The organism is Ferruginivarius sediminum (genome assembly GCF_003344765.1).
GTDB lineage: Bacteria > Pseudomonadota > Alphaproteobacteria > Kiloniellales > Rhodovibrionaceae > Ferruginivarius > Ferruginivarius sediminum.
The window spans coordinates 1-26,563 of record NZ_QPMH01000031.1 but is presented as its reverse complement, the minus strand read 5'-3'; the positions used below and the strand labels follow the sequence as shown (position 1 = coordinate 26,563).

Genomic DNA, 26,563 nt, shown 5'->3' with positions numbered 1-26,563 from the left:
CCCTATCCCGTCAATCCGACAAAAAAACCGCCACGCGGACCGGCCAAACCGGCCCTCGTCAAACTCCTCGCCGCAAATGACCGTATCGCAAAGGTCCCGCGTCGGGGGAGAAGGGACAATAACCGTTGGCGGCACGGCCACCCGGCTTCACTGCTGTTCGCGCAGGCGGCGGAATCCTGTCATACTCCCGCGACAAGCAGCGGTTTCTCGGGATACTCATCCCACGTCCGGCCATGTAGTACGCGGCCGGTCCGCTTCTTGTTCGTGCCGCCCCATTGCTTGAAAAAAAAGGCCGTGCCATGAGCCCGGCAGGCGGAGAGCAGTTCGTCGACCCATGCGACGTCCATGGGCCGGGCGCCGGGACCGCTCTCGCCGCCGACGATGGCCCAGGATATGTGCCGCAGGTCGGGGTTGTGGACACGACCGATCAGCGGCTCGAAGGAAACGAAGCGAATGAATGTATAGCAATAGGAATATTGACCTACATCCCAGCCCACGCTACGCTCCCCATCCGCGTTTCCACAACCAACCCACGGGAGCGATGCATGAACGAGGAACTGACACCGCAGCAGGAGGCGTTCTGCCGGGCGTTTGCGGTTGGCGGCTCGGCTGCGGCGACGGCGCGGGCGGCGGGGTATGCGGAAGGGTCCGCGCGCACGCAGGGGTGGCGGCTGTTGCAGCAGCGCGAGGTGCGTCGCCGGTTGAATGAGCTGCGCAGCGACGCGGGCGCGGCCAAGCACGCCTTTGCCAGCCGCATGTTCGCGCAGGCCGAAGCCCTGCGCCGGAAAGCGACGCACGACGGCGACCTGCGGACCGCCATGCAGGCGATGAATCTGCAACTGCGGATGGCCCAGGACTATGGCCTGCCGATGGAGGCCATCCTCGATCCCGCGCCCGAGGACGAAATTCCCGAGGAAGCGTCGAACGGAGAGGATATATGCGGGGCAGCGTTGCCGGAACCGGAGAGTACGGTCAGCGATTCGGCGAACGGCGGCCAGCCGGTGGCGAGGCGCGGCGTCGCGAGATCCGGGCGGCGGCGGTAGGGCGCTGCCGCGCGGCGGCTTGCGCCGTCTGCAAACGTCATCATCCGTCATCATTCGTCAACATGACGGCGTGAGGCGAGCAGAAGGGATCGGTTCCTCGGCTCCGCGGCCGGCCGCAGCGGGGGCGCCCCTCAGTCTGCTTCGCAGACAGCTCCCCCGCCGGGGAGCGACTTGGGGTGGTGGAAAATCTCGAAGCAGTCGTCTCCTCTGCAGGGGGAGACAGCTCGCCGCGAGGCGAGCGGAGGGGGCCGCCCCTCTGGGGCGCCCCTCAATCTGCTGCGCAGACAGCTCCCCACCGGAAAAGCCACAATCGCTCCAAAAAAGACCGCCCGCTTCGTGAAGGAAGCGGGCGGCGCCTCAGAGTGTCCCGCATGGGAGAGCGGGCGGGGTAGGGTAGGCTACTTCCTGAGGCGAGGCAGAATATCCCGCGCGATCGTGTTCACCTGCTCGCGCTCGTACTTGTAGGGCACGAAGATGATCTTCTGCACACCGACGTCGAGGTGCGCCTGAAGCTGCTCGACGCATTCCTCCGGCGTGCCCATGATGGCGCTGTCGGTGGTGGAATCGCTCCAGCCGGCGAAGTCCCACTCGGTGTTCAGCCATTCCATCATCGGCCCTTCGACCTCGGCGCGGGAGTTGCCGACCATGATCGGGAGCTGGTTGCAGTTGGCCAGCGTGTCGGGATCGCGGCCGCCTTCCTCGGCGAAGTTCCGGATCTTGTCCCACGACTTCGTAAAGCCCTCGGGCGTGTAGAAGTAGGTGAGCCAGCCGTCGCCGCCCAGCGCCGCGCGCTTGAGGACCCGGTCGACGTAGCCGCCGATGAGCAGCGGCGGGCGCGGCTGCTGGTAGGGCTTCGGGAACATCACGGCGTTGCGCAGGTTGTGCGGCGGATATTCCCCGGCGACCATGTCCTCGCTCCACAGGCGCTTCATGATCTCCAGGTTCTGGTCCATGATCTTGCCGCGCTTTTCGAAGGGGATGCCGACGGCGTCGAACTCCCGCTTGTACCAGCCCGAGGCCATGCCCATCATCAGCCGGCCCTGCGAGATCTGGTCGATGCTGGAAAGCTGCTTGGCCAGGACCAGAGGATTGCGCAGCGGCAGGACCAGGATGCCCGTGCCGATCTTGATGGTGGAGGTGCGCGCCGCGACCGCCGTCAACAGGGACAGGGAGTCGATGATCGGGAAATGCGGCTCGACGCCCAGGAGAATGTGGTCCCAGACCCAGAGGGAGTCGAACCCAAGCTCCTCCATCTCCACGCCGTACTGGATAAGGTCCTGGGCGTCCGGGAGCTGCGGCCATGCGGTGAAATTCCGCATCGCGATCCCGAACTGGTTCGAAAGATTGGGCATAAAGGGTTCCTCCCTGTATTTGTCAGCGGCTGGCTAAAAGCGATTTTCCGATTTCAGGCGGTGTACATGCGGTCGGGATCGAGTTCGCGCAGGACATTGAGCTCGCTTTCCTGCGGCGGGTCCGTGACCTGCACGTTGTCGTCCACGAGAAGCTCGAACCCGGTGTTGTCCTGAACCTCCTCGGCCGTGACGCCCGGATGCAGCGACAGGATCTTCATGCGCTTGCTGTGGGAATCGAATCCCATGATCCCCAGGTCGGTGACGACCCGGTACATCCCACCGGCGAGCAGGCCCGAGCCGCGGCGGGTGTCGCCGCCGTCCAGGAAGCCGGGACTCGTGATGAAATCGACCTTCTCGACGAAGCGGCGCTTCTCGTGGCGCGTCGCGACGATCATGTTGGCAAGGCTGGAAATATCGTTGCCGCCGCCGGTGCCGGGCAGCCGGGTGCGCGGCTCGTCCGGGTCGCCGATGTACGACGAGTTCAGGTTGCCGTACATGTCGATCTGGGCGCCACCCATGAAGCCGATGTCCACATAGCCGCGCTGCAGCAGAAGCAGGACGTCGGTGGCGCTCAGCAGCATATTGGCGCGGTGCGTGCAACGCTGCTCGTTGGTGGAGGGGGGCAGCTTGCCCGGCTCCACGAATGCGCCGATGGTGCCGCCCTCGAACAGGATCGTCAGGCTGGGCGCATGGGTGCGCTGGGCCAGCGTCGCCGCGAAAAGCGGGACGCCGACGCCGGCAAAGACGACCTGGCCGTCCTTCAAAAGGCGGCCGGCAACGACCGAAAGCAGCTCGGTGGCTGTGTAGTTCCGCTCAGAGGTCATAGATGCTCCTCCCGCGACGCGCGGCGTCGACGATCTCGGCGGTACCGAGCTTCGACAGGTACTCGTTCCAGTCCTTCGGGGCGTGGATGAATTCGTCGATGTAGCGCCTGGCGCCCTCCACCGGGTCGGCCTTGATCTGCTTGGCGTACCAGTCGAGATGGTCGAAGAACGGTTCGTAGACGCCGTAGCACTCGTGCGGGGCGCAGCCGAAGGGAACCTCCACGACCGCATCGACGGTGAAGAACGGAATCTTCGTCTGGTCCGGCCGGCGGCGGATCTGCTCGTTGGAGACGACCTGCTCGGTGGTGAGGATCACCTTGTCGGCCGCCATCGCGAGATCGATGTCCATGAAGGACAGGCCGTCGAGCTGTGCGTTGCCGAAGGCGTCGCAGCGCTGCACGTGGATTAGCGCGACGTCCGGGTTGAGGGCGGGCACCAGCAGCAGCTTCTCGTCCGTGAAGGGACAGGTGCTTTCCTCGATGTCCTCCAGCCGGTTGGTCAGGTTGGAGCCGAGCATGGTGCGCATGGGCAGGTAGGGCACGCCCATAGCGCCCGCGCGGAAGCGCATGCCCACGCCCATGTGGCTCCATTCCTCGAAGACGGCCAGCTTGTTCTCGGTATAGTGGCGCATCACCTTGGAGACGCCCCAGATGATGCCCTGGCTGAACCAGCTCGTCAGGATGTAGCGGCTGACCCCCGCGGCCAACAGCAGCTCGCTCTCGGAGGATGCGATACTGCGGTAGAGCTTGAGGTCCTTGCGACCGCTGCGGATCAATTGCCAGATCATCGCGAGCGGGGTGCGGGACAGGGTGCTGCCCCCGAGTCCAACCCCGTCGCCGTCGTTCACAAGGCCCGCCGCCTCTTCCAGCGACACCACCTTTTCGCGGAGACTGCGGTCGCGCGACCTGACATCCTCGCGAAGCTGGTCATAACTTCTTACTGTCGGCATAGACATCTCCCAGCCGGCTTGAGTGCGGCCGTGCCTCTACGCGTTGGCGCCGGCACGAACGCCAACTTCTTCGTTCATTTGTCCGATCAGGTTGTCCCAGGCGGGCACGAGCTGGGTCAGCCCCTGCCAGAAGGCCTGGTTCTTGCGCACCTCAAAATCGTCGAGGGACGTCCCCTGCTGCTCGACCCAGGTGTAGTAGCCGAGGTTGAACATCCGCTGGCGGTCGACGTGAGTCAGCTCCATGACGTTGTCGTCGGCCAGGCCAAGGACGCGGCTGCCGAAGACCTCGCCGGCGCTGACGTCGTCGAAGCCCTCGGCGAAGCGGGTGTTCAGGGTCTTCTCGCGCTCGCTCTCGTAAAGCTCGGCGCCGTCGGTGGCGATGGTGACGATGGCGTCGTTCTCGTCCATGTCCATGCGGCGCGCGAGCTTGATGGCCGCCAGGACATTCGCGATGCCCGACAGGCCGAACGCCCCCAGGCTATCGACCAGTTCCCTGGGCAACTGACGGCGCTGGGCCAGGTACTGACGGCCCGTTTCGGTGTTGAACAGCACGTTCAATTCGTCCGAGCCGCCATCGGAGACGCCGACGACGAAGTCGGTGTTCATCAGGTTGTGGATCAGGGGCACGTGCTTGTCCCCGATCCCCTGGATATTGTGCTCGCCATAGCCGTTCTTCAGGAGGGTGGGGCACTCCAGCGGCTCGACCGCGGCGATCCGCGTGCCGTACTCGCGCTTCAGGTAGTCGCCCGCCCCCAGTGTGCCGGCGGAGCCGGTGGCCGCCACGAAAGCGGAGAGGCGCAGAGATTCATCCCCGCCGGCGACGGTACGGAACACGTCCGCGAGTGCCTGGCCGGTGACGGCATAGTGGCCGACGTAGTTGGCGAACTCCGAGAACTGGTTGATGATCCGCGTGTCGGGCGCGGCGGCAAGCTCGTGGCACTTGTCGTAGATTTCCCGCACGTTGCTTTCGGTGCCGTACGTCCGCACGATGTCGGCGGGATCGCTCACCCACTGCTCAAGCCAGTTGAACCGCTCGCGGCTCATGCCCTCGGGAAGCACCGCGACGCCGTGGCAGCCGAGAATGCGGGAGATCGCCACGCCGCCCCGGCAATAGTTTCCCGTCGATGGCCACACCGCGCGGTGGCGCGTGGGGTCGAACTGCCCGGTGACAAGGCGTGGAACAAGGCAGGCATAGGCGGCAAGCACCTTGTGCGCCGAGATCATCGGGAACCACTTGCCCAGCATCACCAGGATGCGGGCACGCACGCCCGTCAATTCTGGCGGCAGTTCCAGGTAAGCCGGATGGGATGTGCGTGCGTCACCATTCGGCGTGTTGTACCAATGGACCCTGAAGAGGTTCGCCGGATCGGCGGCGCCGGGATCGACCTTCGAGACGCCCGCCCAGTTCGGTTCGGGAATCCTTGAGGGGCGCGCCAGTTCCTCGAAGGTCGGCAGCACGACCTTGTGCGCGCGAAGCGTTTCCACCGCGCGCTGCCATGTTGCCTTGTCCACGATTTCCGTTGCCAGATGTTCCCGCATGACCGCCCCTTGCCGCCCTGAGTTTGTAGCCTTGCATCGCGCCGGTCCCGCCGCTTCCGTCGGAACCACGAAAGGCGCCGATGCGCGCCATCGAAACAATTCATCATAAGGTATTAAAGATAGTATGATGCGATGATTGGGGTGTCAAGCCAGCCGGCGGCGACCTGGGCAAGCTTGCGCGGCCGCGAATTGGCCGTGCAGATCTCCGGCGAGGCGGTGCGCGAGCCGCGAGTAAAGCCTGCGGCAGTCGATCAAGGAGATCGGCTGCGTATTCACCTACCTTACGGCGACGAAGGACCAGCTTGGCATGACCACGGAGCAGCTCGCCTGCCGCTCCATGTTTATCGATCATAAGCCCGACAAAGAAGAACGCTTCATCTATCCGTGGCTTCCGACGCGGAGTTCAACAAGCACACGGAAATCGATGCCGGCAAGCTGACGACCATAGTGGCGCAGCTCTTCGCTCACGCCTCGTACTGGCTGCCCGAGATATAAAAGGGCACGCCCCCGATCTCACCCAGCTTCACATCGCTCTCGCCCAGACGGAATCCGAGCTTCGTCGGGTTGTAGCTGACCAGCATGTTCGTGGCCTGCTGGTAGTGCTCCAGCATCATGGCGTGGTTTTCGCGCCTGATCCCGGACTGCTTGTAACCGCCCAAAGCCGCATGGGTCGGATAGGTGTGGTAGCAGTTGGTCCACACCCAGCCTGCCTGAATAGCGCGGCCGAAGCGGTAGCAGGTATTGGCATCGCGCGGCCACACGCCTGCGCCCAGACCATAGAGCGTGTCGTTCGCGATGCTGAGCGCCTCGGCATCGTCCTTGAAGGTGGTGACCGCCAGGACGGGACCGAAGATCTCCTCCTGGAAGACGCGCATCTTGTTGTGGCCCTTCAGCACCGTGGGCTTCACGAAGAATCCACCGGCCAGATCGCCACCCAGCTCGTTTCGCGCGCCGCCGGTCAGAACCTCGGCTGCCTCCTGGCGGTCGGTATCGATGTAGCTGAGGGTCTTCTCCAACCGCTCGGACGACGCCTGCGCGCCGATCATGGTGGCCGGGTCCCCGATCAGTTCCATCAGCACCATGATCGACACGGACGTCTATTCGGCAGGCATATGTCATCGCGGGATCGGTGTTTGTCGGCCTGCATACTCCATAGGCCAACCGGCTATTCTTCTGCTTCTTCCTCGATAGCCTGGCCGGCGCTTTCGACGTCCCGCCCAAAGCCTTCGGCGGTGTTACAGCCGGCGACGGCAAGTAATCCGAATATCGAAATCAGGGCGAGCACTCTGCGCATGACTTCCCTCCTTCTTTGATATGGTGTTGAACGCGTCAGGGTGACGGCGGGCGACGCCCGCGTAACAGGCTGACAACGAGGGTGGCAACGAACAGCACGATGAAGACCGCGAAGAGCAGCTTCGCGACCCCCGCGGCCATCCCGGCGATGCCGCCGAACCCGAAAACCGCGGCCACGATTGCCACGATGAAGAAGAATATGGCCCAACCAAGCATCTCGCCCTCCAAACCGCGGTTAATGTTCAGTCCTCGCTGTCGTCGGTTTCCTCGGAAATCACATAGCCGGCACCGGCACCGGCAGCCCCGGCAAGAACCAGTAACAGAGAGATCGTCCGTTTCATGATTTCCTCCGCTCTTATGCGGATCTTATGCGGATCGTCTACGCTGGAATTGTGAATCGTCGACGAGATGTGCAACGACAGTCATTGTGATCATATTGTGATTTTGAAATATATTTTTGCTCAAGAGGACATGAACATATATTTGGCTTCTTTGATTGAAGGTTTATTTTCCCATAGCGGAATGTGTCACCGTTCGCGCCGACAATACCGGCAGATGTTGATACGCCCAGGTCTCCGTCAGAATCCTGTCGCCAATTCTGAGATAGAGACGGAGCTCGACCGGCTCAGCACCGTTCACCGCAAGGTCGAAGAGCGCACGCCATCTCCCGGTTCCGGGGACGCGTTCGGCACCGATACCGGAAAGCCTGCCGCGCGACGCGCTGACCACGGCCAAGGGCTTGTCGTAAGGGCCCAGCATCTTTGGCGCTGGCCCGGCAAATTCCACCACGAACTTCTCGACGCCTTCAGGCCGCTTCGTTCCGGGTTCGCCGCCGCGGCCGATCCGCGTGGCAACGCAGTGCGCCGTGGGCTCGGCCGGGTGGGGGGGGTGCGCCAACCAATGAAGCCGGTACTTGAACGAGAAGCTGGCCCCGGCCTTGGTCGGGCTGTCGGGTCGCCAGAGCGCCACGATGTTGTCGTGGGTTTCGTCGTCGGTGGGAATCTCAACCAGCTCGACCGCTCCGTCGCCCCAGTCGTCGAGCGGCTCGACCCAGGCACTCGGCCGGCGTTCGTAGTGAACGCCGTCGAGATAGTGCCCGAAGTCGCGGTCACGTTGCAGCAGGCCGAACCCGCGGGGGTGCCGGTCGACGAAGGCGGACGCCCTCGTCCGTCCGGGATTGTTCAGAGGCCGCCACAGACGCTCGCCCGCTCCGGTCCACAGCGCGAGACCATCGGAATCGTGAACTTCGGGGCGCCAGTCGATCCGGTAAGGGCGGTTATATTCCGCGTACCAGAACATCGAGGTCAGCGGCGCGATGCCCAGCCGGTCGATGTCGGAACGGATGAACAGTTGCTTTTCGACGTCCATGACGACGCCCGAGGTGCGCGTGATTTCGAAGCGGTACGCGCCCGTAAGGCTCGGGCCGTCCAGAAGCGCGTACAAGAGCACGGGGTCCTGTTCATCGGCCGCCGGCACGACGTAGAAGGCCGTGAAGCGCGGAAACTCCTCGGGCGTCTCGGTGGCGGTGTTGACCGCGACGCCGCGTGCCGAAAGGCCGTATTGCCCCAGCGCGCCGATCGCGCGGAAGTACGACGCGCCCAGGAAGGCGACCCAATCCTGCGTCTTCCAGTCGTCGCGCCAACGAGATTCGTGAATGCGGAAGCCGGCGAAACCAGAGTCCGATGGCATCCGCTTTGCGATGTTGCCGGACGGTATCTCGAAATAATCCGGATTGTAGCGCAGTCTGCGCGCTTGCCCGTCTTCCACGGAATGTATTTGCACCGGATGCTGGAAGTAGCGTCCGAGATGAAACAAGGTCAGCGGGTAGACACCCCCGCCATCCGCGAAAAGAGCAAGGTTGCGGCGGTATTGGATGGCGCCGTGGGCGTCGTAACCGATCCGCTGCACGATGTCGGGCGCCGGCGAAGGAGGCGGCGCATAGGCCTGCTTTGCAAGGTCACGCGCCTGTTCGATCAGCGAGGCGAAGCTGAACGGCTTCGGCGGGTCGAACTGCAGCGTGGGTTCCTCGTCCGAGTGGGCGTACGCGGCCCATGGCGCGGCAACGACCGTCGCGGCAGCAGCCGTCGAGCGCAGGATATCGCGTCGGTCATAAGTGCGCATTTCAGGCTTCTTCCGATTGCGATGATATTCGGGACGACAAGTTGTCAGTGCGGCATATCAGCCGGCGGCGGCATGCGAGGATCACACGATGGCCGTGTGTTCCCGGCGGACGTCGGTGTACCCGAAGCGCGATGCCGTCTCGTTCGTGCATTCCCAGATCAGGCGCCGCTGGTCGGGCGTGAACGAGAGTTGATAATAGGCCGGCAAGCGGATCTTCTTTTCGGCCATCGCCGGAAGTGTTTCTTCGGACAGTTCCGCATGGCGCAAAATCCTGATCATGCTTTCACGGGGATTGTCACACATGTCCTCGAAGCGCACGACGAGGACGACATTCCGAAGCTCGGGCGTGGTTTCGAGGGCGTTGGCGATATAGCTGTAGATCATTGACCAATAGCGGGCCCACCCCTCGATCTCTCTGCCGCGATCCCATAGGCGCTGGATGTTTTCGACGGCTTCTGGGTCGCCGACGTTGACCGCGTGAAGGTCGAGGCCGAACTCGAAGTGTCCGGCCCGGCGCATATACCGTTGCACGCGGGGCATTTCGGCGGCGGCGCGCGTCAGTAAAGCGTGCTGCTTCATTAGTGAGGCGACGTGCCACACGGGACCGCGGATCGGGATAATGAAGCGGGCGTCAGGGAAGAGCTTCAGCAGATAGCGCAGTCGCGTAACGTTATAGTTCCCCTTCGCAAGGTACCGCGGAGCGCTGCGGACCACCAGGAGCTTTCTCAGATGGTCGGTATAGAAGCTATCGAATTCGCTGTTCGCGTGGCGTTCATCCAGGACATTGCAGACTTTTGGATCGTGCAGACCCGGGAACATGCTCATCCAGATCATTTCCTCGAAGGCCTCCGGGCTTTCCTCGGTAACCCGGATACCGTCGCGATGGGCGCGCTCGCGCGGCGCTTGGGGACCGGCAGCAGCCAAGTCGACGAACCTGTTCCAGAACCAGGGGATGTGAAGCATCGGAAAGTCGCGATACCGGTGGGTGGCGACTTCGGGATGGCGGGCCAGCAACTCCAGAAGGATCGTGCTGCCGGAGCGGGCAAGGCCGGCGATGTAGATCGGGCGGCGAATGGCCACATGCTCGATCCGGGGCTCCAGGGTCCGTGTTTCCCACTCGCCAAGGCGCATCCATAGTTCCGGCCATCCCTCGACCAAGCCCCCCAGGATGTCGAGCCAGAGAGGGACATGGAAATGATCGCCTTCGCGCCTTGTTCGCTGCTTCATCACGCCCCCGTCAGGCGATCCGCCTGAGCTTCATCAGCACCAGGGCCCACAGGCACAGGCTGGCGAAGAACGGTGTTTCCCATGTACGAAGCCACGATGGGCCGGCGCCTATGACCTGCTGCCTGGGAAGGTCGAGCAGCAGTTCGTCGATTGGCGCGTGCCTTGGCAGATATCCTCCCGGATTGCCGATCAGGGCATTCCACCAGGTACGCTTGTAGAGCAGGGGAGCCGGCTTCCGGATGCTGAGCGTCATCGCCTTGCCGTTCGCGGGATTCCTGATCACCACGTAGGCCGTACCGGCGCTGCCGACCCCATCGATCCATTCGGCCTCGAAGCTGGGTGGCGTGGTGCGCACGCCGACCGTTTCCCGCGGGCCAGGGAACCGGAGACTGTAAGCCGCATCCAGCCAGACAATAAGAGACAGCACCGGGATCGACGCGATGACAGCCGCTGGCGCCACAAGGCCAAGACGGCGCAATGCGGCACGCAATACCCGTGCAATCCGCTTCTTGGCGCCCGCAAGGTCGCCGTCGTAGGCATTCAATTCGCGTTGCGACTGCCTCAACTCCCGCTTTGCCGCTGTGATCCGGTCCTGGGGCGAGAGCAGCTTGTAAAGCTCCATCGACGCCCAGGCGGCGAGACCCGCCCAGATCAAGAGGCGCACGGCCGGCGGGAGCGCCTGTCCCGCCAGCTCGTCGAGCCACTGATATGCCGGCGCCGGTTGATCGAGGAGTCCCATGATCCGGCTCTACGCCTGCCGGTCCTGGTTTTCCGCGCCGTCGGTACCTCCGGCGCCGGGCGCGTTCCCTTGCGCGCGTCGCCGCATCAGGCGCCGCAACGGCCATGCCGCAATGAACACCAGGATCATCCCGATAGAGATGATCACGGCCCAGAATGCAGCCAGCAGACCGAGCCCCGCGCCGGGTCCGACATAGGCTTGGGCCAGGCTCGGAAGCAGTGTGGAACCCAGCAGGAGAGAGAAACCAATCCAGCGTGCCTTCATGACCTTATCACCTCCCTTCGGCTTCAGACGCGCCCGTGCTGAAGGAAATCGGGCACGAAGTAAGACTGGCTGTAACGTTCCGCCCAGCAGACGATTGGGATTTTCTCCGCGGACGCGCCGCCGCGCTCGGGGTTGACGAACTCCCACACCGTTTCGCCCTGCCTCGTCACTTCCAAGATGCGGCCGCCGTTGGATTCCGTGATCAGGGTGTTGCCATTGGCGAGCCGCTGCTGCGAGGATCGGATGGCGCTCGCAAACGGCTGGTCGGCATCGCCGGCGTACTGCCAGGTGAGTTCCATCGTCCGCGCATCGAATTCGATAACGCGCGAACGGCCGCCTGGTTGTTCGTGCCGGCCGTAGTTGTCGAATAGGAGGATGTTGCCGTCGGCAAGGATGTCGGGGTCGTGCTGGCCGATCCAGTAACCTTGCGTCGCCCAGACGATTCTGCCCTCGTCGATATCCAGGACCCCGAGGGCCCGCAGTTCGCGGAAGGACAGCAGGATCTGACCGGCCTGCGCGTACGGAAACGCCTTGGCGGCCTCTTGGCCCACGAAGTCGACGGCGTTCGTGTGCAGGGGATCGCGAACGCTGTACCAGGATACGGTGTGCAGGAGATGTGCGTAGGGAGACCGCGCGACCGTCTCCGTCAGCGATATCTTCATCAACTCCTGCCCCGACGGCGAGAGGACGACCAGGAAATCGTCGATCCGCGGCGGGCCGAGATGCGCGAACTCGGGAAGTTCTTCCGTCGTGAGTTCGTGCGTCAGGACAAAGATCCGGCCGTCCGGCGCGATATCGAAGTCATGGTGCGTGTTTTCCAGGTATGACCAGATGACGTTCGAGTGCCGGTCGAGCTTCACCATGCCATAGCCGTAAGGTGTATCGCCGACGGCTTCGTAGATCGCCAGCAGGTCGCCGTTCGGGAACGCCCGCGCCTTGCGGAAGTAGACGTGCGTGTCCGGTCGGGGTGTCCGCACGGCGGCGTCTTTTGTCCAGACACTGCTGAACGGTCTTTTCCACTGATGCAGAACCTTGCCATTAGCGTCGATCAGGAAAGCGGCGGCTTCGTGGCCCGATGTATAAAGCGTCAGACCCTGCTGCATGCGCTTCGCATCGCGCACGCTTGCGCCGGTTTCGTCCGTGCGGGCGGGGTGCCATAGATCCGTGGCATAGACGTCGTCATAGCTGGTCCACTGGTCATAGAGCGCCATGCCACCGCGATAGGCGCTGGCCAGGATCGGGCTGGGGAAAATGTCGGCGATCGCGACGAACGCGCCGGCCATGAAGATCGCGATCGCCACGCTGATCCGGAAGCCGGTTTGCAGCAGGCGCTCCCACCACGTCGGGCAGCCTCCGGCTTGCGCATGTTCGTCGTGAGTTTCTCGGCGCATCTTCGGATCCTGCCTGTTGCCGGTGCGTACGCTGTAAGACCCCTTTGCTGCGGATTTATTCCCCGGAATGCGATTCCCTTGAGTGAACCGGGCCTATGCGGACGGGATCTCGCAGTTGGTGCGAATGTAAAGCCATCCGGGTTAAGGGTTGTCGAGCGACTCCGGCTGGGTCTGGTCTTCTCGCCAGCCAACGCCAAGAACGCTCCATCCATCGATCCAGGCCACTCCGAACACCGGTCCTGTGTCGGCCCACAGTTCTCCAGTTTCGGCGTCGTAGGCGGTCAGCGCGATCTTCGCGATCCCCCGCTGTTCCTCGTGCTTGAAGAGAGGGATCTCCGGCGTGCTGAAGCTTTCGGTCAAAGGGACCGGCAACGGGATTGACGGCAGCCCGACAAAGTCCTTGCGCCGGTTGATCGAGAGTGCCCCGGAACGAACCTCGACGACGATTTCCGCCTCGCCCGGCTGGCGGATCAGTCTGGAGCCGTTCTTGAGGAGGTGAGCGCGGATCGCGCTGACGACGTAGCCCTTATCGTAAGTTTGCAAATACTGCGTATCGACGAATACCGGCGTATCCAGCGGGACATTCAGGTCCAGCCGCTCGACCGCCTTGTCGACGGCGGTCGACATCAGCAATTGCTGCGTGGCCGTCTCGTCCGGCTGCGTCTCGCGGACTGACGTACACGCCTGGACCAAGATTGGGACAACTACAAGGAAAAGAAGGTTCCAGCGCATGCTTGAATAGGCTGGCATCGTCTAGACTTCTTCAGGACGGCTCGGATGGTTCGCGGCTGCCGTTTGCTCCAGGTCCACTTCCTTGCGAACACGCAGCAGGCGCTGTGCGACCCTGCGAAGTTCGGGAGAGGGGAAGGATGTCAGGCCGCAGCCATCGCACGAGAAGGCGTCCGCCCGGGCCAGGCACCAACCGTCGGTACCGATAATCTCGCCACAGCGTGGACATTGGTGCATCAGCATCATTGTTTTCTCCAGCGTGTAGACGCGTCGCCTACAGGTAATGAATTGGGCAACACACAGCCCCGCCACGTTATGTTCGGTGGCATTTTGCAGGGATTTTACCGGTTGGATGGCTGCTGTTTTTGAGCCTCGAATTCTTTCTCAAGGCGGCGATAGAGGGTCTTGTCCTTTTGGGACTTCTCCCAGATCGCTTCATATTGGCGGAGCGATATTCCCTCGGTTGACTTGATCGCCATGACCATCTCCCGATCCGCCTTCTTCGAGAGTTCCTTCGCCTTGCCGGCTTCGCCCGCCTCGTCAGCGGCGCGGATCTTCGGCGACCATTTCCGGCGCACTTCTTCGACCTTCGTTGCCGCTGTCACCCAGGCTTGCAGGGTCTCCTCACTCGGTTGGCTTGCTGAATCGGACTCTTGCGAACTCTGTGCGTGGGCGGTGTGGAGAGGGGAAAGGCCAGAACCGCCAAGGCCACTAAGCGATGCCGCGGCGATGGCAACTGCCAGGGCGATCCGCCGAACGGGTCGGTCAAACATGACGCTTGCTCCAGTTTCGATGTTGCAAGGCCTATCGAGGTCGCCTGTTTGACCGGTATCCCGGGAAACTTATTCCTTTGCGGACGTCGCACCATGGACGGGTCATGCAGGCGTTGTCCGCGGGCCGCCGCCCCGACTCTTTCCCTCGCGGGGCGAGACGAACGAATTGTGCTTTCGGCTTCGAGTCATTTTGCCGACCTGGCCCCTTCCCAATGGAATAATCGACGAAGGGCGCCTGTCTGACATCTTTAAAGCGGCACAATCGGGCCGAGACGGCCGGCTGTGCATGCGCGGGAAAGGAGGTTTGTCATGACCATTCCCGATCCGATGAACCCAATGCCGCGGCCACCTCTCAGCGATCCCGAGGAAATACGCCGCTCGCGCCACATGAGGTCTCAGGCCCCCAGCAAATGGTGGGCGGTGGGCGTCTGGGTCGGTCTCATCGTCGCGTTGCTGGCGCTTACGTTCCTGTAACGTATATCACGGCGGGGGAAGTCTGCTTCACCGCCGGATGTTCACGAAGACAGGGCGTCATTCGGCAAGGAAAAGGCCGGGGAACGTTTCTCGTTCCCCGGCCAGTTTTGTGCAGGGAGGCATCCAGGACGGGGACCGGCCTTGGAAAAAGAGGAGGACCGGCCAAATGCCGTGTCCACGTAGACAAACACGTTCCCTGTTTTATTCCACCGTTGTCGGAAGCCTATGCCGGTTCCAACGGACGCACGCATGGGGGGAGGGTGAAAATGGAATAAATCCACATTGCCTGCTGTCTTTCAGCATTGACACATGATGGAGGGAACGATGAAACGCGCGATCCTTGTTGCCATCATCGCCACGTTCATCGGAACCGCGACCGTCAGTTGCACGACGCGCGAGGTTCTGTCGGGCGCGGCCGGCGCGGGTGCCGGCTATATTATCGGCAAGGAAACCAGCGACGATGACGATTGACCGACATGACGGGGCATCGCTTCGAGCGGATGCGTTGGGGTATCTCTAGCACGTTCCGGTGCCCAAGGCCTGCATCACTCCGCTTGCGCCCGGCGCTGCCGCGTCCGACGCGGGCAAAAGTTACATCCTGGAGGTCGGGTCGAGCACGCGTGCCACTTTGCACGCGAGCACAAGTTCGAAGCCGAGGTGTTCAGCGCGAAGGGCGAGCCGGTCCGTGTCCCGGAGTTGACACTGCGTTGGGAGCTCACGTCCGAGGATGGCTCGTTCAACACGACCGATGCGGTCACCCGCCACGATGTAACGAAGATGCGCCGGCAGGTCGTCGAGGTGTACCGGAAATGCCGTCGAGGCTGCATCTGGGCGGAGGCCGAGTTTTCGGGCGGCCGCCAGCTTGAAGCGGGCCGTGAATGCCTGCCTGCCGAGAACTGATGCCATGGCCGCCAAGGTCGCCCGGCTTATGTAAGCCCGGCCGGCCAGCGACCTTCCCAAAGTGAATAAGCGGCGGCTGCGGAATAAGATGCAACCTCCGCCTGTCTGTTGGGATGACGGGTAGAGTTCAAGCATCCCACCTTTCTCGACCTCCGAGAAAGTTCCCCTACCCCACTGATCTTGAAGCTCCCGTCAAAGGTCGGTCCGGCCGCTCGCATATCGACAGCCGGGCCGGCCAACACTCTCGGGTTTACTGGCCAAAAGGTGCTTAGCGATGGCAGCCGTTGCGGTAGAAACGCGGACAGTGGAAAGCGGGCAGTGTGAAGCTCTCGATACACGCGTCCATCATGCAATGGACTGGTACTTGCGAGCCCTTGGCGTGACTGACGGATCGGTCCGTGAGGCTCTCATCGCGGCGGCCGCACGCGAGCCGCTTCGGGATCCAGGCGATACAGCCTCGGCGATCTTGGCGGTGCGGCGGCTTGTTGCCCTCAGGTCGGCCATTGCGTTCGGGCGCCCGGAGCCGAGGTCGCCCGAGGACGAAGCCGCGGCGATCCTGGCGTTCGTGCTCTCCGGAGCTATCCGGTCCTGCCCGCAGGCACTGATTGACGCCCGCGGACACACCGGACGATGGCTGCAACAGTTGTATGACGAACTCCCCGGACCTGTCCCGGCCGAACGTCGAACACCCATGCCGGTGCAGTCGCTTCGTACCATCCCGGTTTATGGACGATTGAGAGCTTTCCTGGCGCGCCTGCGTTTACCCTTCGCCGCACGTCAGCAGAGCGGATAACGATGCCGATGGAACGCCGGAATTTCTCATCAATCCTGTTCGGACTTCTCCTGGTCCTCTCGACGGGCACGGCGGCCGTGACCTTTCATAGCGTGCTGGCCACCTGGGGTATGACGGCCGCCGAGTGGCTGCTCCTGGGGCTATACACGATCCTCGTCGTCTGGATCGGGTCCAGCTTCTGGATATGCGTCTTCGGTGCCATCCGTCTGCTCGGCGACAATCGCCGGCAGCGGGGCGAAAAGCCGATGCCATTACTGCATCCCGGGCCCTGGCAACATGCGCGTACCGCCGTGGTGATGCCGCTCTACCACGAGGAAGCGGAACGCGCGCTCGACGGGCTGCGGGCCACCTACGAGTCCCTAGAGGAACTGGGCGCGATCGAGGCGTTCCATTTCTTTGTCCTCAGCGACAGCCGTGACCCCGCGAAGTGCCGGAATGAGGAGCGCGCCTGGTTGCGCCTGTGCCGCGACCTCGGGGCCGGCGGGCGGTTGTTTCTGCGGCGGCGGAAGTGCAATACCGGGAAGAAGGCCGGTAATATCCAGGAATTCTGCGAGCGTTGGGGCCGCTGCTATGACTACATGATCATCCTCGATGCCGACAGCATCATGGCTGGGGAGACAATCCTCGACATGATGCGCCGGATGGAGGCGGAGGAAAGGCTTGGCCTTCTTCAGGCCTGGCCTACTCCCGTGAACGGGCGCTCCTTGTTCGCCCGCGTTCAGCAATTCGCCGCGAATGTCCAGGGCCGGCTGATCGCCGCCGGGCTGTCGGTATTGATGGAGCCCTGCGGCACTTACTGGGGTCATAACGCGATTATCCGTGTGGAAGCCTTCATGCAGAGCTGCGGCCTACCCCGCCTGTCCGGCCGGCCCCCACTGGGCGGCGAAATCCTCAGCCATGATTTCGTCGAGGCGGCACTGCTGCTTCGGCGCGGCTGGCGGATCCGCATCATGGTGGACGGCGAGGGCAGCTACGAGGAGGGGCCGCCGAACCTGATCGAGCATATGAACAGGGATCGCCGGTGGTGTCAGGGCAATCTTCAGCATGCGCGATTGATTCTTACGGAGGGCTTCAAGTTCCCCAGCCGGATGAACTTCGTGATGGGCGTGCTCTCCTATGCGGCCTCACCGTTATGGCTGGCGTTCATGATGCTGGCGGTCGTTGTTGCGGCGCAGCCGCTTCCATTTCACCTCGAAGCCCTGCGCGCCTGGCTGATGTCGATGAACGATCACGGCGTGCCCTCACACATTCCATGGTTGATTGGCCTCACCGTGACCCTGCTGCTTGGCCCCAAGGCACTTGGCCTGTTGCTTGGTGTCGTCGACGCCGAGCGGCGTCGAGCCAGCGGCGGTGCGGCGGCATTGTGCGCCAGCATCGTTCTTGAGGTCGCCGTTACGGCGTTGATAGCGCCTTTGATGATGCTGATGCACGCCGAGTTCGTGGCGACAACGCTTGCGGGGTACACCACCAAGTGGGACGCACAGCAGCGCGACACCGACGCCATCAAGCTGCGCGACGCCGCCCGTTTGCTGGGCCCGCGATGTGCGGTGGGCGCGACGCTTGCAGCCATGGCCGCATGGTGGGCGCCCGCGCTGATCTTCTGGATGCTGCCGCTCTTGGTCAGCTTCGTGGTGGCGATCCCTCTTGTGGTGCTATCGAGCCGCGAGCACAAAGAGCGCGGACCTGCCCGCTTGCCCTGGCTGTTCCGCACACCGCCTGAAACCATGCCAAGCCCGGTACTCTCTCGTTTGCGATCCGTAAGAGCGCTTCGGGGGCGCCGACGCCTTTTCCACGTAAGACAAGACGATCCGCTGGAAGCTGAAGTGAGTCTCCTGCTCGGTCGTGGTCCTGCTTCCTGAATCGAAGGCATTCAGGAATGCGCCGGACGCGAAAGCGGAAGGCCGGGACGTCCGGCGGCTCGAATGACGATCCTGTTCATCCACTGGTCACACCGGGACCCCTGCAGGGACACAGAAGAACACCCAGCTAATCGGAAGTCTGCGTGAAGCGTTGCAGGGCAATGCACGCTCTAACACGTCAGGTAGGGAGGTGGATGGTGGACGGGTTATCCAGCGATTTGCATTCCCATATAGCAAGCATGCGGCGCTATGCGATGGCGCTGGCCGGAGATACTGTCGAGGCGGACGACCTTGTGCAGGAGAGCCTGCGCCGGGCGATCGCCTATACCCGGAAAGGCGGCAGCGTTCGGAACCCGCGCGCATTCCTTTTCACTGTCCTGCACAACGTCTGGGCCAACCAGGTTCAAAGCAACGGCAGTGCGGGGCAGCACATTCCCATCGATGACGTCGCCGCGACGCTGGGCATTGACGGGAACCAGCAGCGGCAGGTGGAATTGAAAGCGCTGCTGCGCGCCATGAACGATTTGCCGAAGGACCACCGGCAAGTGCTCTTGCTGGTATGTCTCGAAGGCTTTGCGTATCGCGAGGCGGCGGCCATGCTGGGTGTGCCGATCGGAACGGTCATGTCGCGGCTGGCCAGGGCACGGAAGAATGTCATCGCCCAGATTTCCGCCGAGCAACCGGCCCGGCAGCTCAAGAGAGTGAAGTGATGGCGAAGCGGCAAACGTCGAGCGAGGAGATAACGGAGGAAACGCTCGCGGCCTATCGGGACGGCGAGCTGGACGAGGTCCGACGCACGCAGGTGGAGGCATACCTCGCCGCCAATCCCCAGGCGGCGCAGTTCGTCGATGACAGCGGCCGGCTTACAAGTGCCTTGCACCATCTCTTCGACCGCCGTCTCGACGAGCCGCTTCCCGCCTCGCACGCTGAACTGGGCAAGGAGCTTGAGCGCCACTTGCAGCGGAACAAACGCGCGCCCCGCGTGCGGCGTATCGCACTGGTCGCGGCATCCGTGGCACTTGCCTTGCTTGCCGGCGGCGTTGGCTGGCAACAGCTCTCCAATGATAGTGCAAACGAAAAGCTGTTTGCCTTCTTCCAGAACTCTCAGTCGGGGACTGTCCAATCAGCAAGCGAGCTGGAGCCGGCGACCGCGGAAAAGGCCACGACGGTTTCTCAGAATGAAGCGGCTGGCGAGAACGCCGGTTCCCAGTCTGAAAGCGGCACGGGCCAGAACAAGACCGGTGCGCCGGACTTCTCCGAGTTCGGCTTCGCGCTGATCGGGACGCGGTTGCTGGCGCAGGGCGATTCCGGTTCGATGCAACTGATATACGAGTCCCAGCAAGGTGCGCGGGTCGAACTCTTCTTCAATTCCTCGGGCGGCAGCGCGGGCAGAAGCCTGACATTGATGGAAAAAGGGCCGATCTCCTTGATGTTCTGGAACAATCAGGGGCGCGCGTACAGCCTGCTTGGAGAAGTAGACCGGGATACCTTGCTGAACATGGGCAAGGTCGTGAACGGCGAGTGGACCGTCGATATCTCGGGCAACGACGGTCAGGGGACATCGGAGGAGAACGGCGGCAATGCCGCGGGGTCGAAACGAAACGGCCAGCAATCCACATCTCCTGATGGGGCATCCGGGCAGGAACCATCCGCGACGGACGGTACTGTTACCCCAGAGGAGGCCAATGATTCTGGCGGCGACTCCCAGAAGGAAACCTGATCGGCGGGGCTATGGCCCAGGGAGCTTCGCTTCACGGGTCGAATGCAAGCGGTCTGTGCGGCAAGTGCGAGGCATTTTTGGGCCCCGTCGAGGCGGCCTGTATTTTGGCATAATAGGCTCAGAAATTCAGAGATCAATAACATCAACGTCCTATCCATTAAAATCCCATCGATAATTGAAGCTTAACGCCCCGCCATTACTCCCTCCGGCGCAACATTGCCTCAAAACATCATGGAATAGGTAAGACGCCCAGCTTGTCCAGTGGGACGGCAGGCGGCGAACGATAACCGCGGCCAATGCACGCATCGCGGCATCGATCCCGCACGCCTGCCGTCTTTACACCCCGCAATGGAGGAACTCCAATGCGGACAGATAACCGTAGGATAAGGCTGCTGGCGACAGCAAGCGCCGCCGTGCTTGCACTGGGAATTACTCAGGCGGCGGCGTCCCCGACAACGTTCAATCACTCTTCGCTTTCCAACTCTCCCCAGGGCGGCCAGATAATCCTGGCAGCCGCAGGTGCCAGTGCCGGCGGTAGTGCCGGGGCAGGTGCCGGCGCCGGTAGCGGTGGATCGGCTGGCGGTGGGGCAGACGGCGGAGGTTCCGCCGGTGGCGGATCCGCTGGTGGTGCTGACGGCGGAGGTTCCGCCGATGGCGGGTCCGCTGGCGGTGCCGATGGTGGCGGCTCTGACGGCGGCGGCTCGGCCGGCGGTTCTGACGGCGGTGCCGAAGGCGGTTCAGCCGGCGGGGCATCGGGTAGCGGCTCCGATAGCGCGGGTGGCAGCTCCGCAGGTGCTGGTGCGTCGGCTGGCGCAAGCGGCTCCGATGGCGCATCCGCGGGTGCCGGCGGTAGCGCGTCCGCTGGCTCGGATGGTGCCTCGGCCGGTGCCGGTGCGTCGGCGGATGCTGGCGGCAGCGATGCCGGTGCTTCGGCCGGCTCTGACGGTGCCTCGGCCGGTGCCGGTGCGTCGGCGGATGCTGGCGGCAGCGATGCCGGTGCTTCGGCCGGCTCTGACGGTGCCTCGGCCGATGCCGGTGCGTCGGCGGATGCTGGCGGCAGCGATGCCAGCGCGTCCGCTAGTGCGGATGCCAGTGCGTCGGCCGGCAATTCCGGCGGCACGGCTGAAGCCAACGGTTCTGCCAGTGCCTCGGCGGATAGCAATGATGGAAGCGGTTCCGTCAGCTCGAATAGCTCCGCCGATGCGAGTGTCAGCGGCAATGCCGCGAACGCCAGTGCCAGCGGAACGGCTGAGGCTTCCGGCAGCGAGTCGGCTTCTGCTGGTGTAAGCGCCTCGGCAGGGATCAGTGGCGACACGGCGAGTGCGGGCGTCGATGCTGCGGCCGATGCGTCAGGCAGTGGCCCGTCTTCGTCTGATGCGGACGGCGCCGCGGCCGCCGGAGTTTCGGACGGCAACACGGGGAATAATGCCGCTTCCGGCGTTGACGCTGCGGCCGGCAGCGATGACGGCTCCGCGAGTACGTCCGTGGGTGCCAGCGCGGAGGCCGGTCCGGAAGGTAGTGAGGCCGGCTTTGGCGGCACTGCTGCCGCCGAGGGCGATAACGCTGCCGCGTCCACGTCTGGCGTAGGTACGGCGTCCGCCGCAGATGCCGACATAAGTGTCGGGGCGTCCTCGGATGCGAGCGGTGCGACGGCGGCGAACGCTTCGACGGAGGGTAGCGTCGGCGCGTCGGTCGGTGAGGACGGCGCCACCGCGACCGGCGATGTCGGTGCGACCGCCGCGGCGGAAGGCGAGAACTCAGCCGCATCGACCGGCAGCATCGGTGATGTGTCGGTGAATGGCGCAACTTCCGGTGTCGCTGCATCCTCGGATGCGAGCGGCGCGACGGCGGCGAACGCTTCGACGGAGGGCAGCGTCGGCGCGTCGGTCGGCGAGGACGGCGTCACCGCCGCCGGCAATGTCGGGTCGGCCGCCGCCGCGGAAGGCGAGAACTCGACCGCTTCGACCGGCAGCATCGGTGACGCGTCGGTGAATGGCGCAACAGCCAGTGTCGGTGCGTCCTCGGATGCCAGCGGCGCGACGGCGGCCAATGCTGCCAGCGAGGGCAGCGTCGGCGCGTCGGTCGGCGAGGACGGCGCCACCGCGACCGGCGATGTCGCTGCGACCGCTGCGGCGGAAGGCGAGGACTCCAGCGCCTCGACGGAGAGTATCGGCACGGCATCGGTAAATGGCGCAACAGCCGGTGTCGGAGCCTCGTCTAACGCTAGCGGCGCAACGGCGGCAAACGCTTCCACGGAGGGCACCGTCGGCGCGTCGGTTGGCGAGGACGGTGCCGCCGCCACCGGCGATGTCGGTGCGAGCGCTGCGGCGGAAGGCGTGGACTCCAACGCTTCGACGGAGAGCATCGGCACCGCGTCCGTGAATGGCGTGGAGGCCGGCGTTGCTGCCTCGTCTAACGCCAGTGGAACGACGGCGAATGCTGCCAGCGAAGGCAACGTCAGCGCGTCGCTCGGCGAGGACGGTGCCACCGCCACCGGCGACGTCGGTGCCACGGCGTCGGCGGAAGGCGAGGATTCGACCGCGTCGACCGAAAGTGTCGGTGTCGCCTCCGTTGAAGGCGCGAGCGCTTCGTCCAATGCGTCTTCCGAGGCAAGTGGAACCGCGGCGAACGCGTCCAGCGAGGACAGCGTCGAGGCTTCCGCTTCGGATGGCACCGGGAACGCCGAGGCAGGCTTCGGAGCCACGGCAAACGCGGAAGGCGATGCCGAGGCCAATGCCGAGGGTGAGGCCGCGGCCGATGTCGGTAATGACGCTGAGAACGGCCAATCCGAGGACGCGACTTCCGAGGAGACGTCGAATTCCGTTACGCAGGCCAGGGCCCAGTCGATCAATAACTCCGTGACCACGCCGCACATGTCCTTGAGCATGTCGCAGTCCCTGGCGCTTGGTCAGAGCGTGAATCCGTCCGAGCAGGACGTCTCTGTTGGAATCGCTCGGTCGAGATCGATGGCACAGACCGTCAATACCCCTGGCACGACCCAGGCATCCGTCGATATCAACGCCGGCGCGCAGACAATGGGTGACGCGGAAGCCGATGCCGACGCCGAGGGTGAGGCCAGTGTGAGTCCCTCGGGTCAAATGAGCACCTCGGCAGGCACGTCGGCCAGCGTGTCCGTCGAGTAAGCGGTCCTTTGAGGGCGCTTCGCCGGAGAAGGCGCCCACTCCCGAGTGCACCGGATCCGGCTCCCCGGAAGGCGGTCGGCAGCAAGTCTGCCGGCCGCCGACGGGGAATTTGAGAGTAATGCCCTGGCTCGGATCCGGCCGGCTTCCGGCTTTGGACCACCGGCCGGTTCCAAGCCACCCCGACCAAGGAGCTTCTCATGGAAATGTGCGCGCGAGCCAGGACGGCGACAGTCGCGGCAATGGGCGCCATAGCAGCGGCAATTGTCATTCCCGTTGGATTGGCGCCCGTATTTGCCGGGGACGACGCCGCAACTCAGAGCGATAACTCGGAGGGCGTAACAGTGAAGACGACGAACGGTGAAGTGGATACCAGCGAAGCCGGTCACAGCAAGAGCGAAGCCAAGGCAAGCGCATCCGCGTCGGCTTCCGCCTCTTCGCGTTCCGGCTCTGAAGACGGCCAGGAATGCGAGGCGAACTCCTCCGCTTCCGCCGAAGCCACGGCGAATGGAGAGAGCGAATACAAGCACGACGAGGAGCACGTCTCGAAGCAAGGCGAGGGCTGTCAGGCGGAGGCGCGTTCCAGCGCAACGGCCGGAAGCCAGGACTGACGGCGCGGGGAGTCGGAGTTTCACGCGTAATCTTGGGAGGAACGAAAATGAAAATCGGTCACCTTCTTCGCTACGGCGTATCGGTTCCGGCAGCCGCTTTGCTTCTCGCCGGCTGCAGTTCCTCGTCGTATGAGTATCCCGATGCCCATCTCGTGCCGGAGAAACCTGGTCTTTATGCCGTTCGCAACGATGAGCTGAAGCGACTGGACGGCGATCGCGAGTGGGAGAACGAAACCTGGAAGTGGCGGTCGGATCTGCCGTCGAACGTCGAGTTCGTCGTGTATGATCCAAGCATCAAACGCGATGACACGTCCCCTGATGATATCGTGAACCTGTACCGCGTCGGCTGGCTTCGAAGCGAGATCGGTGCGGACGGGAGTATCCAGCCGATCGTGAAGGGGAGCCGCTGGGTGGTGCCGGAAACCGATGTCGCCAGGGTCCCCCTGGCAATTGATCATGTGGCGGGCCGCGAGGATGTCGTCCGGGCCACGCCCAGGGAAAGCCTGTCCGAGGGCCTCTATTCCCTGCAGATACGCAGCGACCGCGTTTCGAAGAATGCGCGGGTCGGCGTCGACTGGCGAGCTTTGAACCACGACGATTATGCCACGAGCCATTGCTTCGACCGGTATCGCGGCATGGGTGAAAGGCAGCTTCGGCCCTGCGGCCGTCAGCACGAACTGCTGCTCGGCAGGGATCTTCAGCTACATCTGGTGAAGCCGTACCGGCAGACGGTCAACGGCGTCGATCAGATGGTGATTCAGGGGGTGCTGGCGAACTCGGTCAAGCAGCCGCGACGGGTGCCACCCCTCACTGCCGAGTTGAAGGACGGCACGGGAGAGATCATCAAGAGCTGGCGGTTCGTTCCGGAGGCGGACCAACTGGCGCCAGGTGAGAGCGTATCGTTCGAAACGGTCGTCAACGCGCCACCATCCGGCACCAAGACCGTGACCGTCAACCTCGGGCGGACCATCACATCCGAGATGTAAGCCACGGAAAGTCCGCCGACTCATTGCAGCAGCGGCCACCCTTCCCAGTGACAGGGGAGAGTGGCCGCAAGCCTTTGATTTTCATGCCACCAGGAATAATCGGCTCGTCGCCGGGAAGTCCGCACCGGCCGGAATATGCACGCCGTTCATTGCGCCGGGACCAATCCCGGTTCCTCGCGCCCGGAAGGGGCCAGATTCAGGTCAAGTTCGATACGCGTGCCGGAATCTTCGAGGACCGAGATCTCGGTGCCTAATTGACTGGCGAACCCGTGTATCAATTGGGTGCCCAGATTGGTCGGCGTCGGCTGGTCCTCGGGCGGTTGCTTTCCCTGCATGCCTACACCATCGTCGGCAATGACGAGGGTGGCGGAGGTCGGGCCTTTCCGAATGACCTGCAATGTGATGCGGCCCGGCCGATTGTGGGGGAAGGCGTGTTTCAGTGAATTCGTTATGGCCTCGGTGACGAGGAGACCGATCGAGACGCCTCGCTCAGCCTGCACCGTCACATTCGGGATATCCAGATTTAGCGATATCCGGCGGTCGGGGCTGGAAAGGCTGTTGACCAGCATTTGTGCGAGTTCGGTGAGAAAGGGTTTGAGGTTCATCAGGCGCACGTCGCTCCCTTCGTAGAGATACCTGTGAACCAGGGCCAGCGCGCGCACCCGCATCCTGATGTCATTGATCACTTTATGCGGATCGTTGTTTTGTATTTGCTTATCGTGAATGTTCAAGAGGCTGGTGATAATTTGAAGGTTGTTTTTCACCCGGTGGTGCACTTCCCGAAGCAGCATGTCCTTCTGGTCAACGGAATCGCGGAGGTCGTGCTCGCGATCCTGGATCCGGTGCGCCATCAGCATCAGGCTGTTCCCAAGGTCCCGCAGTTCGCTGGGTGCCCGTTGCAGGTCAAGTTTGGCCGAGTAGTCGCCGCGAGCGTAGGCCAGCGCCATCCGGCGCAGCGAGGTGGTCCAGCGCGTGACCAGATAACGCGTTCCGATCCACGCGGCACCGATACCCATGAGCCATATGGCGGCAAGGCTCGAGACGCGGGCGACAAGGTCCTGCTTGATCCAGCCCAGCATCGTGCGGGCGGGCACGCCGAACAGAACAATGACATCGCCGTGCGGAAGCGCGACGCTGCTGTAGACACGCCGGACCCCATCGTTCCCGATTGCCTGGAAGTCCACGAGCCTGCGTGCCACAACCTCCTTGATAAGATCTTGTCGCACGATCGAGGTTAGCGGCGCGCGGTCTATCGGAGGCGAAGTCGCTGACCCTGCATCGCGTTGTTTCGGTAATGCGCCATCCGCATCGTTTAACAGGGAGTGTGAATTCGCGAGCACCTGACCGTTGCTGTCGAGCAGGAAGAAGACAGCATCCTTCGGCAGGCGTGCTTCGCGAGAGAAGGCGCTGAGCCAATAGAGCTCGATCGACGCGTTGAGAACCCCTCGAACCTCTCCCGGCGATCCGAACACTGGAACCGCGGCGACGATGACCGGCTGGCGGGAATCCGGGGTGAACGTATAGTCGCTTATCGTGAAGTTCCGGTACCTCAGTGCTTCCTCGAACCAGGCCTGCTGGGCCGCGGAGCCCTTGGTCCCGCTGAACTTGCCCCCATCCTTGGACCAGCCGAGGAAATTTCAAAGCTGACACCGGTATGCATGCGCTGGACTCGCATGCCGGCCCCAAACTGGAAATTCCTTCCGGGACTCCTATGTCAGGGTCGGACCACTCTCATGTCCGTGTTTTCAAGGTGTAGGCGCGTAGGTTCTGCTCCGAAAGGCTCAATCCGAAGTAATGCGTAGTGATGAACGCTCCGAGACAAGGGGACCAGGGCGC

At 63.3% G+C, this 26,563-nt stretch carries 27 protein-coding genes and 2 pseudogenes; 11 read left to right on the top strand and 18 right to left on the bottom strand.

What is annotated here, in order from left to right; translation table 11 throughout:
- Positions 1–179: 179 nt before the first annotated feature.
- On the bottom strand, positions 180–497 hold the full coding sequence (locus DRB17_RS18860; RefSeq protein WP_241503899.1) for a DUF5131 family protein: 318 nt from the start codon (positions 495–497) through the stop codon (positions 180–182).
- A 48-nt stretch (positions 498–545) separates the two neighbouring features.
- Between DRB17_RS18860 and DRB17_RS18855 the strand changes: the two genes are divergently transcribed.
- On the top strand, positions 546–1,043 hold the full coding sequence (locus DRB17_RS18855; RefSeq protein WP_114583785.1) for a terminase small subunit: 498 nt from the start codon (positions 546–548) through the stop codon (positions 1,041–1,043).
- Positions 1,044–1,441: 398 nt separating this feature from the next.
- Here the strand turns inward: DRB17_RS18855 and DRB17_RS18850 are convergent, their stop codons facing one another.
- The 15 genes and pseudogenes from DRB17_RS18850 to DRB17_RS18785 all read right to left on the bottom strand — a co-directional run bounded on the left by DRB17_RS18850 (position 1,442) and on the right by DRB17_RS18785 (position 14,244).
- Positions 1,442–2,395 carry an LLM class flavin-dependent oxidoreductase gene (locus tag DRB17_RS18850; protein WP_114583784.1) on the bottom strand — a complete coding sequence of 318 codons (954 nt, stop codon included), beginning with the start codon at positions 2,393–2,395 and terminating at the stop codon, positions 1,442–1,444.
- A gap of 53 nt (positions 2,396–2,448) precedes the next feature.
- The gene (locus DRB17_RS18845) at positions 2,449–3,219 is read right to left on the bottom strand and encodes a CoA-transferase subunit beta (RefSeq protein ID WP_114583783.1); all 771 of its coding nucleotides are present in this window, start codon (positions 3,217–3,219) and stop codon (positions 2,449–2,451) included.
- Positions 3,209–4,168 (bottom strand): CoA transferase subunit A, encoded by a 960-nt coding sequence (locus tag DRB17_RS18840; protein WP_114583782.1) that lies wholly within the window; start codon positions 4,166–4,168, stop codon positions 3,209–3,211. Before DRB17_RS18840 ends, DRB17_RS18845 begins: the two co-directional genes overlap by 11 nt.
- A 36-nt stretch (positions 4,169–4,204) precedes the next feature.
- Positions 4,205–5,707, bottom strand: coding sequence for a pyridoxal-phosphate dependent enzyme (locus DRB17_RS18835; RefSeq protein WP_114583781.1), 1,503 nt, complete (start codon positions 5,705–5,707; stop codon positions 4,205–4,207).
- Between the two features lie 545 nt (positions 5,708–6,252).
- A pseudogene (locus DRB17_RS18830) lies at positions 6,253–6,765 on the bottom strand (aldehyde dehydrogenase family protein); the annotation flags it as partial.
- A gap of 107 nt (positions 6,766–6,872) precedes the next feature.
- Positions 6,873–7,001, bottom strand: a complete 129-nt coding sequence (locus DRB17_RS18825) for an entericidin A/B family lipoprotein (protein ID WP_114583780.1) — start codon at positions 6,999–7,001, stop codon at positions 6,873–6,875.
- Positions 7,002–7,036: 35 nt separating this feature from the next.
- Positions 7,037–7,216 (bottom strand): DUF1328 domain-containing protein, encoded by a 180-nt coding sequence (locus tag DRB17_RS18820; protein WP_114583786.1) that lies wholly within the window; start codon positions 7,214–7,216, stop codon positions 7,037–7,039.
- 288 nt (positions 7,217–7,504) lie between these two features.
- Positions 7,505–9,121 carry an OpgD/OpgG family glucan biosynthesis protein gene (locus DRB17_RS18815; RefSeq protein WP_114583779.1) on the bottom strand — a complete coding sequence of 539 codons (1,617 nt, stop codon included), beginning with the start codon at positions 9,119–9,121 and terminating at the stop codon, positions 7,505–7,507.
- A gap of 81 nt (positions 9,122–9,202) precedes the next feature.
- Positions 9,203–10,252 carry a sulfotransferase gene (locus DRB17_RS18810; RefSeq protein WP_206607952.1) on the bottom strand — a complete coding sequence of 350 codons (1,050 nt, stop codon included), beginning with the start codon at positions 10,250–10,252 and terminating at the stop codon, positions 9,203–9,205.
- Positions 10,253–10,358: 106 nt separating this feature from the next.
- The gene (locus DRB17_RS18805; protein WP_114583777.1) at positions 10,359–11,087 is read right to left on the bottom strand and encodes a hypothetical protein; all 729 of its coding nucleotides are present in this window, start codon (positions 11,085–11,087) and stop codon (positions 10,359–10,361) included.
- 9 nt (positions 11,088–11,096) lie between these two features.
- Positions 11,097–11,351 carry a hypothetical protein gene (locus DRB17_RS18800; RefSeq protein ID WP_114583776.1) on the bottom strand — a complete coding sequence of 85 codons (255 nt, stop codon included), beginning with the start codon at positions 11,349–11,351 and terminating at the stop codon, positions 11,097–11,099.
- A gap of 23 nt (positions 11,352–11,374) precedes the next feature.
- Positions 11,375–12,742, bottom strand: coding sequence for an arylsulfotransferase family protein (locus DRB17_RS18795; protein WP_114583775.1), 1,368 nt, complete (start codon positions 12,740–12,742; stop codon positions 11,375–11,377).
- 141 nt (positions 12,743–12,883) lie between these two features.
- A complete protein-coding gene (locus tag DRB17_RS18790; protein ID WP_114583774.1) occupies positions 12,884–13,492 on the bottom strand; it encodes a DUF6655 family protein in 609 nt (202 codons plus the stop codon).
- A 3-nt stretch (positions 13,493–13,495) separates the two neighbouring features.
- The gene (locus tag DRB17_RS20065) at positions 13,496–13,717 is read right to left on the bottom strand and encodes a hypothetical protein (protein WP_147274963.1); all 222 of its coding nucleotides are present in this window, start codon (positions 13,715–13,717) and stop codon (positions 13,496–13,498) included.
- Positions 13,718–13,812: 95 nt separating this feature from the next.
- Positions 13,813–14,244, bottom strand: coding sequence for a DUF4168 domain-containing protein (locus tag DRB17_RS18785; protein ID WP_114583773.1), 432 nt, complete (start codon positions 14,242–14,244; stop codon positions 13,813–13,815).
- Positions 14,245–14,553: 309 nt separating this feature from the next.
- Here DRB17_RS18785 and DRB17_RS20295 point away from each other — a divergent pair, with 309 nt between their 5' ends.
- From DRB17_RS20295 to DRB17_RS18745, 10 genes are all read left to right on the top strand, one after another.
- Entirely contained in the window at positions 14,554–14,718 is a 165-nt protein-coding gene (locus tag DRB17_RS20295) for a hypothetical protein (protein ID WP_153242388.1), read from the top strand.
- Positions 14,719–15,042: 324 nt separating this feature from the next.
- Positions 15,043–15,189, top strand: coding sequence for a hypothetical protein (locus tag DRB17_RS20290; protein ID WP_153242387.1), 147 nt, complete (start codon positions 15,043–15,045; stop codon positions 15,187–15,189).
- A 186-nt stretch (positions 15,190–15,375) separates the two neighbouring features.
- The gene (locus tag DRB17_RS18780) at positions 15,376–15,618 is read left to right on the top strand and encodes a hypothetical protein (RefSeq protein WP_114583772.1); all 243 of its coding nucleotides are present in this window, start codon (positions 15,376–15,378) and stop codon (positions 15,616–15,618) included.
- A 732-nt stretch (positions 15,619–16,350) separates the two neighbouring features.
- Positions 16,351–18,270: a glucans biosynthesis glucosyltransferase MdoH gene (gene mdoH, locus DRB17_RS18770; RefSeq protein ID WP_338322706.1), complete on the top strand. Its 1,920-nt coding sequence runs from the start codon at positions 16,351–16,353 to the stop codon at positions 18,268–18,270.
- A 161-nt stretch (positions 18,271–18,431) separates the two neighbouring features.
- Positions 18,432–18,980 (top strand): sigma-70 family RNA polymerase sigma factor, encoded by a 549-nt coding sequence (locus tag DRB17_RS18765; protein ID WP_338322704.1) that lies wholly within the window; start codon positions 18,432–18,434, stop codon positions 18,978–18,980.
- A complete protein-coding gene (locus DRB17_RS18760) occupies positions 18,980–19,990 on the top strand; it encodes an anti-sigma factor family protein (RefSeq protein WP_114583768.1) in 1,011 nt (336 codons plus the stop codon). The genes DRB17_RS18765 and DRB17_RS18760 overlap by 1 nt, the downstream gene beginning before the upstream one ends.
- A 519-nt stretch (positions 19,991–20,509) precedes the next feature.
- Positions 20,510–21,277, top strand: coding sequence for a hypothetical protein (locus tag DRB17_RS20060; RefSeq protein WP_147274962.1), 768 nt, complete (start codon positions 20,510–20,512; stop codon positions 21,275–21,277).
- Positions 21,278–21,474: 197 nt separating this feature from the next.
- Positions 21,475–23,133 (top strand): YadA family autotransporter adhesin, encoded by a 1,659-nt coding sequence (locus DRB17_RS18755; protein ID WP_114583767.1) that lies wholly within the window; start codon positions 21,475–21,477, stop codon positions 23,131–23,133.
- A gap of 341 nt (positions 23,134–23,474) precedes the next feature.
- Positions 23,475–23,741 (top strand): hypothetical protein, encoded by a 267-nt coding sequence (locus tag DRB17_RS18750; RefSeq protein ID WP_114583766.1) that lies wholly within the window; start codon positions 23,475–23,477, stop codon positions 23,739–23,741.
- A gap of 47 nt (positions 23,742–23,788) precedes the next feature.
- Positions 23,789–24,727, top strand: a complete 939-nt coding sequence (locus DRB17_RS18745; protein WP_114583765.1) for a hypothetical protein — start codon at positions 23,789–23,791, stop codon at positions 24,725–24,727.
- A 146-nt stretch (positions 24,728–24,873) separates the two neighbouring features.
- Here DRB17_RS18745 and DRB17_RS20900 read toward each other — a convergent pair whose 3' ends face one another.
- Together DRB17_RS20900 and DRB17_RS20920 are read right to left on the bottom strand one after the other, a co-directional pair.
- Complete coding sequence (locus DRB17_RS20900; RefSeq protein WP_338322705.1) at positions 24,874–25,518, bottom strand: sensor histidine kinase; 645 nt, start codon at positions 25,516–25,518, stop codon at positions 24,874–24,876.
- A gap of 534 nt (positions 25,519–26,052) precedes the next feature.
- A pseudogene (locus DRB17_RS20920) lies at positions 26,053–26,316 on the bottom strand (cache domain-containing protein); the annotation flags it as partial.
- Positions 26,317–26,563: the final 247 nt, after the last annotated feature.

Bases quoted from the DNA above. Each gene is read 5' to 3' on its own strand.
- DRB17_RS18825 (WP_114583780.1), bottom strand. From the start codon at position 7,001: ATGCGCAGAGTGCTCGCCCTGATTTCGATATTCGGATTACTTGCCGTC.
- DRB17_RS18765 (WP_338322704.1), top strand. From the start codon at position 18,432: ATGCACGCTCTAACACGTCAGGTAGGGAGGTGGATGGTGGACGGGTTA.
- DRB17_RS18790 (WP_114583774.1), bottom strand. From the start codon at position 13,492: ATGCCAGCCTATTCAAGCATGCGCTGGAACCTTCTTTTCCTTGTAGTT.
- DRB17_RS18840 (WP_114583782.1), bottom strand. From the start codon at position 4,168: ATGCCGACAGTAAGAAGTTATGACCAGCTTCGCGAGGATGTCAGGTCG.
- DRB17_RS18795 (WP_114583775.1), bottom strand. From the start codon at position 12,742: ATGCGCCGAGAAACTCACGACGAACATGCGCAAGCCGGAGGCTGCCCG.
- DRB17_RS18800 (WP_114583776.1), bottom strand. From the start codon at position 11,351: ATGAAGGCACGCTGGATTGGTTTCTCTCTCCTGCTGGGTTCCACACTG.
- DRB17_RS18745 (WP_114583765.1), top strand. From the start codon at position 23,789: ATGAAAATCGGTCACCTTCTTCGCTACGGCGTATCGGTTCCGGCAGCC.
- DRB17_RS20290 (WP_153242387.1), top strand. From the start codon at position 15,043: ATGAAACGCGCGATCCTTGTTGCCATCATCGCCACGTTCATCGGAACC.
- DRB17_RS18810 (WP_206607952.1), bottom strand. From the start codon at position 10,252: ATGCGCCTTGGCGAGTGGGAAACACGGACCCTGGAGCCCCGGATCGAG.
- DRB17_RS18835 (WP_114583781.1), bottom strand. From the start codon at position 5,707: ATGCGGGAACATCTGGCAACGGAAATCGTGGACAAGGCAACATGGCAG.
- DRB17_RS18820 (WP_114583786.1), bottom strand. From the start codon at position 7,216: ATGCTTGGTTGGGCCATATTCTTCTTCATCGTGGCAATCGTGGCCGCG.
- DRB17_RS18760 (WP_114583768.1), top strand. From the start codon at position 18,980: ATGGCGAAGCGGCAAACGTCGAGCGAGGAGATAACGGAGGAAACGCTC.
- DRB17_RS18855 (WP_114583785.1), top strand. From the start codon at position 546: ATGAACGAGGAACTGACACCGCAGCAGGAGGCGTTCTGCCGGGCGTTT.
- DRB17_RS18785 (WP_114583773.1), bottom strand. From the start codon at position 14,244: ATGTTTGACCGACCCGTTCGGCGGATCGCCCTGGCAGTTGCCATCGCC.
- DRB17_RS20065 (WP_147274963.1), bottom strand. From the start codon at position 13,717: ATGATGCTGATGCACCAATGTCCACGCTGTGGCGAGATTATCGGTACC.
- DRB17_RS18845 (WP_114583783.1), bottom strand. From the start codon at position 3,219: ATGACCTCTGAGCGGAACTACACAGCCACCGAGCTGCTTTCGGTCGTT.
- DRB17_RS20900 (WP_338322705.1), bottom strand. From the start codon at position 25,518: ATGCTGCTTCGGGAAGTGCACCACCGGGTGAAAAACAACCTTCAAATT.
- DRB17_RS18815 (WP_114583779.1), bottom strand. From the start codon at position 9,121: ATGCGCACTTATGACCGACGCGATATCCTGCGCTCGACGGCTGCTGCC.
- DRB17_RS18805 (WP_114583777.1), bottom strand. From the start codon at position 11,087: ATGGGACTCCTCGATCAACCGGCGCCGGCATATCAGTGGCTCGACGAG.
- DRB17_RS18850 (WP_114583784.1), bottom strand. From the start codon at position 2,395: ATGCCCAATCTTTCGAACCAGTTCGGGATCGCGATGCGGAATTTCACC.
- DRB17_RS20295 (WP_153242388.1), top strand. From the start codon at position 14,554: ATGACCATTCCCGATCCGATGAACCCAATGCCGCGGCCACCTCTCAGC.